4 protein-coding genes and 1 pseudogene are annotated in these 5,115 nt (G+C 32.8%); 3 read left to right on the top strand and 2 right to left on the bottom strand.

The features are described 5' to 3' along the window. Nucleotides 1-78: 78 nt before the first annotated feature. Together Q9R40_RS09430 and istB are read left to right on the top strand one after the other, a co-directional pair. Nucleotides 79-849: pseudogene (locus Q9R40_RS09430) on the top strand (IS21 family transposase); the annotation flags it as partial. Nucleotide 850: 1 nt separating this feature from the next. Further along, a complete protein-coding gene (istB, locus tag Q9R40_RS09425; protein WP_229305359.1) occupies nt 851-1,588 on the top strand; it encodes an IS21-like element helper ATPase IstB in 738 nt (245 codons plus the stop codon). 293 nt (nt 1,589-1,881) lie between these two features. Here the strand turns inward: istB and Q9R40_RS09420 are convergent, their stop codons facing one another. Together Q9R40_RS09420 and Q9R40_RS09415 are read right to left on the bottom strand one after the other, a co-directional pair. After that, nucleotides 1,882-3,132, bottom strand: coding sequence for an ABC transporter permease (locus tag Q9R40_RS09420; protein WP_225434979.1), 1,251 nt, complete (start codon nt 3,130-3,132; stop codon nt 1,882-1,884). Further along, a complete protein-coding gene (locus Q9R40_RS09415) occupies nt 3,125-4,030 on the bottom strand; it encodes an ABC transporter ATP-binding protein (protein WP_094537319.1) in 906 nt (301 codons plus the stop codon). The genes Q9R40_RS09420 and Q9R40_RS09415 overlap by 8 nt, the downstream gene beginning before the upstream one ends. 358 nt (nt 4,031-4,388) lie before the next feature. On the opposite strand from Q9R40_RS09415, the gene Q9R40_RS09410 reads away from it, so the two are divergent. Then, a complete protein-coding gene (locus Q9R40_RS09410) occupies nt 4,389-5,075 on the top strand; it encodes a transposase (protein WP_304677415.1) in 687 nt (228 codons plus the stop codon). The last annotated feature ends 40 nt before the right edge of the window (nt 5,076-5,115 follow it).

Genomic DNA, 5,115 nt, shown 5'->3' with positions numbered 1-5,115 from the left:
TCATTTGTGATTGCCTTTCTTTTGATTAGGGATATTCAAAAGTCTATCACAAATGACTTTTTATTTTTTCTAACTTAATTTTACAAACGACGGTTCTTAAAATTAACCCTGGATCAGAAGCAAGATACTTTATTCAAATGTTTATTTGAGACCTTTAAGGCTACTGGTGGAATTCCTAAAGAAATCTGGTTTGATAATATGTCAACTGTCGTTGATCATAAATTAAGTGACTTTCACCATCATCGATTTAATGAACGATTCCTATCATTTAGTCATGACGCCGGATTTCATCCAATCGCTTGCCGACCATTTAGGCCGCAAACTAAAGGTTGTGTTGAAGCTTTGGCAAGAACAATGGGACGATTAAAACCATATGATGGAGAATTTAGCACCATCAATGATTTGAATGATATCGTTGATCGACTAGCCAAACGGCTTAATCATGAGAAATCGCAAAGTAATAATCAGAAGCCAGTTGAATTATGGACAAAAGAAAAAGAGCATTTCTGGTCTCTTAACCATGATCTCGTAAGATATTTCCACAGCGACCAAACTAGAAAAGTATCTCGAGATTCAATGATTAGATTTCAAAACCATCAATACTCTGTTTCCCCTAATTATATCGGAAAAGAAGTTGAAATTAAACTAACTCCTGATGGTAAAACTATTCATATTTTCTATCAAGGTGTTGAAATTCAGAAGCATAATTTAACCAATAAGCAGTTTAATTACGATCTGCATGATAAACACGCCATTCTTAAAAGTGATTTGATGGCAGATAAAACGGATGAAGAAATTAACCAGTATATGCTTAATAATCTCAGTATTTACGATCAGATTGGAGAATAGAATGAATCAATATCAAAAATTAGTCGATAATTTAACGAAGTTAAATTTAGATAATATGGCTGCATCAATTGCGGATTATCGTCAACAAGTTAACGATAACCAGATCAGCTTTAGTGAAGCCCTGTTGGAACTAACCGATAAGGAGATTGCCTATCAGCAGCAAAAAAGTTTAAAGAGAAGAATCAAACGTGCAAGATTTCCAATTATTAAGCAGCTCAGTGATTTTGATTATCAGTTCCAACCTTCAATTAATCAACAACAAATAGCTGAGTTTGCGACGATGTCATTTCTGGATAATCAAGAGAACATCGTTTTTATTGGCAGCCCTGGCGTGGGTAAAACACATTTATCAATTGGCCTTGGCATCGAAGCGTGCCGACAAGACGTACGAACACTATTTATTAATTGCCATGAACTAATTCTTAGATTGAAAGCAGCGCAGAGAAAGCAACACTTAGAGCGCGTAATGCGTCGATACGAAAGGTATGACCTGTTAATCATTGATGAATTAGGCTATTTACCAATATCGGCGGAAGAAGCAAAACTATTATTTCAACTAATAAATGGTCGCTATGAACGTAAATCAACTATCATAACGACCAATGTACCATTATCAAGTTGGGGAGCCGTCCTCCATAGCACGGCAACCGCAGAGGCAATTTTAGATCGCCTTGTATATCACTCACACTTAATTAAGATCAAAGGAAAGTCATATCGCTTGGCATTGGTCAATTCTTAAACCGCCCAAATCATACATTTTTAAACCGCTATAAAATGACAATTTAAAACCGCCCTTGACATATTCGATTACCTTGTTTTTTTGTATACTTCGAACGAAAACTTTTCGACATATACTTTGTGATTGCTGGTTTTGTTACTCCGATCTCGTCAGCTATTTGTTTGATAGTGTAATAGTTTGTTTTCATTAAAATTCTCCGTTTATTTATCCTAAACTAGTTTCCTTGTCAAATATATATATGATGAGACAAAAAAACAAGCACTTCACCGAGAAGTACTTGCCATATACGTATACTATTGAGAAGTTTTATTAAACAGATTCAATCGTTTTAATACTGCTTTTATAGGCGTTTCACTACTATAAGCAAAAACATTATTTTTATATACTTTTGCAGAAAATAGGTACATTATTACCGCAAATATAACAGATATTAATAATGATATATATCCATCACTATATGTCGCTGCTCCTCTCGCAATTCGAACGGGCATTAACCCCTGACTCATATATGGAAAGTAAGATAATACTTTTGAGATTGCTAAATTAGGATTACTTTGAGTTAAGAAACTTAAAAAGTAGGGAATTAACATTATACTTGCCACGCTACTTGTAGCTTGTGAAATATCTTCAACTCTTGAAACAAACGAAGCAAAAATAGCAGCTAAAAAGACATATAATACTAAAGATACAATCGTTAGCATTACAACAATAATAATATATTGTGTACTTATACCACTCAAATATTTATTTAGATCTATAAATTTCTTATGTAAATTTTTTACTATTACATATCCCAATCCGCCAAGTCCACAATAAATGATTATCTGAAATCCTATTAAATAAAAAATACCTAGCATTTTACCAGCATAATGCCTATCCGCTGGGATTGCTGCCGTTAGTCCTTCGATTAAATGATTTCCCTTCTCATTTCCTATCTCAGCACCAGTTATACTTATGTAACTAGTTAAAAAGAAGAAGGCAATAATAACTGCAAATTCACTAAAGTATTGTGCAGATTCTGAGTTATTTAATTTAACTGTATTACCATCATAATTAACATTTTCCTTCTGTACTTTTACATCTTTTATAATGTTTTGCCATTGATATTCACTGAGGCCTGCCTCACTTGCCATATATTGTGATTTAAGCAATGTTATGTTTTTCTTTAACTCATTAGTTGGATCACTGGAATTAGTACTTGCATTATATTTATAATCTACCTCGGAAAAATCGTTATTAATATATAGAATTCCATCAACTACCCCATCAGTTAAATCAATTTTTAACTTATTCTTATTATGGGTATTAATTTTAGAGTTAACTTTATATGTTGAAGCTTTTTGTTTTTTTAATGCCTCTTGTATATTTTTATCTGCTACAACAGCAATTATTGCTTTATGATCTGAATTTTGATCGTCAATATATTTAGTGAATCCAATTCCAATGACTATTAAAAGGATAGGTGCTAATATCATCCAGTAATACGTTGGTGATAAAACTCTCTTATTAAAAACCATCTTTGCTACTACTAATATTTTATGCATTTTTCATTTTCCCCTCTTTAATAATTTTTCTAAAAATATCATCAAGAGTCGGTTCTAATAAACGATAACCGGTTAATGATGGTTCTGCCTTAGCTATTTTAATAGCTTTTCTTGCATTTTCTTCTGAGTCAAATGTTAATACTTTACCCGGAAAATCATCTTTTTGATTAAGCACCCCTGGAAAGTCTGAAGGGCTTAATGTATTAAAGATACCTTCTAAATAAATCTTATTTTTTTCAAATTTCGATCTAATTTGATTTATTGGCCCATATATTTTCTGTTCTCCATCTACTAACATAAGAACTTTATCTGAAACTTCTGTTACATTATTCATATTATGAGAAGAAAAGATAACTGCTGTTCCCGCTTCTTTTAATTGTTTTACAACTTTAATTAGTAAGCTAATATTTACCGGATCAAGACCAGAAAAAGGCTCATCAAGAATTACTATCTTAGGTTTATGAATCAATGTTGTAATCAATTGAACTTTCTGCTGATTACCCTTTGATAAATTCTTTATTAATGTGCGTTCAGTTCCTTTTACTGCCAACTGTTCTAACCAATTAGGTAGTTCCCTACTAGCTTTTGCCTTACTGTAATTATGTAATTGAGCAAAATATAATACTTGCTGCTTAATTGTCATATCTAAATATAGGCCTCGTTCTTCTGGTAAATATCCAATATTATCCAAAAATTTACTTTTTAATTTTTGAGAATTTATAGTTATCTCCCCAGTATCTGGAGAAATAAAATTTAAAATCATTTTGAATGTTGTGGACTTACCAGCTCCATTTTGCCCGACTACCCCTACTACTTCGCCTTGTTTAACCTCAAAGCTCAAGTTTTTTACTGCTAAAACGTTAGAAAATCTCTTTGATATATTGTTTATTTTTAACATATTATTCCTTTCATATTACTATATGATTTTTTATTAAAATATCATTTTTTCTAATTTTATATTTATCATTTATTAATCTTATGATAAATTAATAATAACTTCAAGATGATTAGGAGAGATTTATATGCCTTGGCTTATCGGAGCAGCCGCAGGTGCAACTTACTTGTGGTTCTCAGCACCAAAAGCACGTTAATATGTAGATAAAGAGGCTGGGAAAAACTCCTAGTCCAAAATAAAAACCGGATGATGAATTTTTTGGCTCTACAACATCTGGTGTTGATATAGAAATATTACTTTCTATACCAATATCAGATTTTTATTTATTTAAAAGGTAGATTGTAAAATTTAAGTTGAACATATCGTCGCCGATGCAGGCTATGGTAGTGAGTACAATTACACAATGATTCTTGATCGGTTTGAAAAGCAGCCGGTTATCCCATACACCACCTATCAAAAGGAACAGAAACGAAAATTTAAAAACGATCCAACTAGGTCACAGAATTGGGAATATAACGCTAATGACGACTACTACATTGATCATCAAGGAGTTCGTTTTAGTTTTTATCGCTACAGTAAATCCACTGATAAGTATGGCTTTAAGCGCGACTTTAAAATCTATCGTGCTGATAAACATCAACTATCAGTCAAATTAGATGAGCTAGCAAAAACACCAGGTGGTCGGCAACGCTATATGCAGGTTAACCCAACCTGGAATTATTATAAAGCTAAAGTTAAAGATGCCCTCTCAAGTGACGAAGGCAAAGCAATTTATCGTCGACGGAAGTTCGACGTTGAGCCAGTCTTTGGTCACATGAAGAGGGATTTTGGCATACGCCGAACTCATCTCCGTGGCCAACGGGCTGTGGAAAATGACATGGGGCTAGCCCTGATGGCATTAAATCTAACGAAATTTAGCCAATCAATTAGTCGATTGGAGACTAATTTCATAAATAATTTAAAATCCGAACTACGATTTTTGATCGGTGCAAAAATCGTAGTTCGGATTTTGCTGTTTGAGAACCAAAAATTAATACGTCGTTTGTAAAATTAAGTTAGAAAAAATAAAAAGCCATTTGTGATAGACT

This window comes from uncultured Lactobacillus sp., from assembly GCF_948948975.1.
Taxonomy (GTDB): Bacteria; Bacillota; Bacilli; order Lactobacillales; family Lactobacillaceae; genus Lactobacillus.
This window is presented reverse-complemented; position numbering and strand designations above follow the sequence as displayed.

What these genes read in the sequence shown, in the direction of transcription:
- Q9R40_RS09415 (WP_094537319.1), bottom strand. Translation starts at nt 4,030, where the DNA reads ATGTTAAAAATAAACAATATATCAAAGAGATTTTCTAACGTTTTAGCA.
- istB (WP_229305359.1), top strand. Translation starts at nt 851, where the DNA reads ATGAATCAATATCAAAAATTAGTCGATAATTTAACGAAGTTAAATTTA.
- Q9R40_RS09420 (WP_225434979.1), bottom strand. Translation starts at nt 3,132, where the DNA reads ATGCATAAAATATTAGTAGTAGCAAAGATGGTTTTTAATAAGAGAGTT.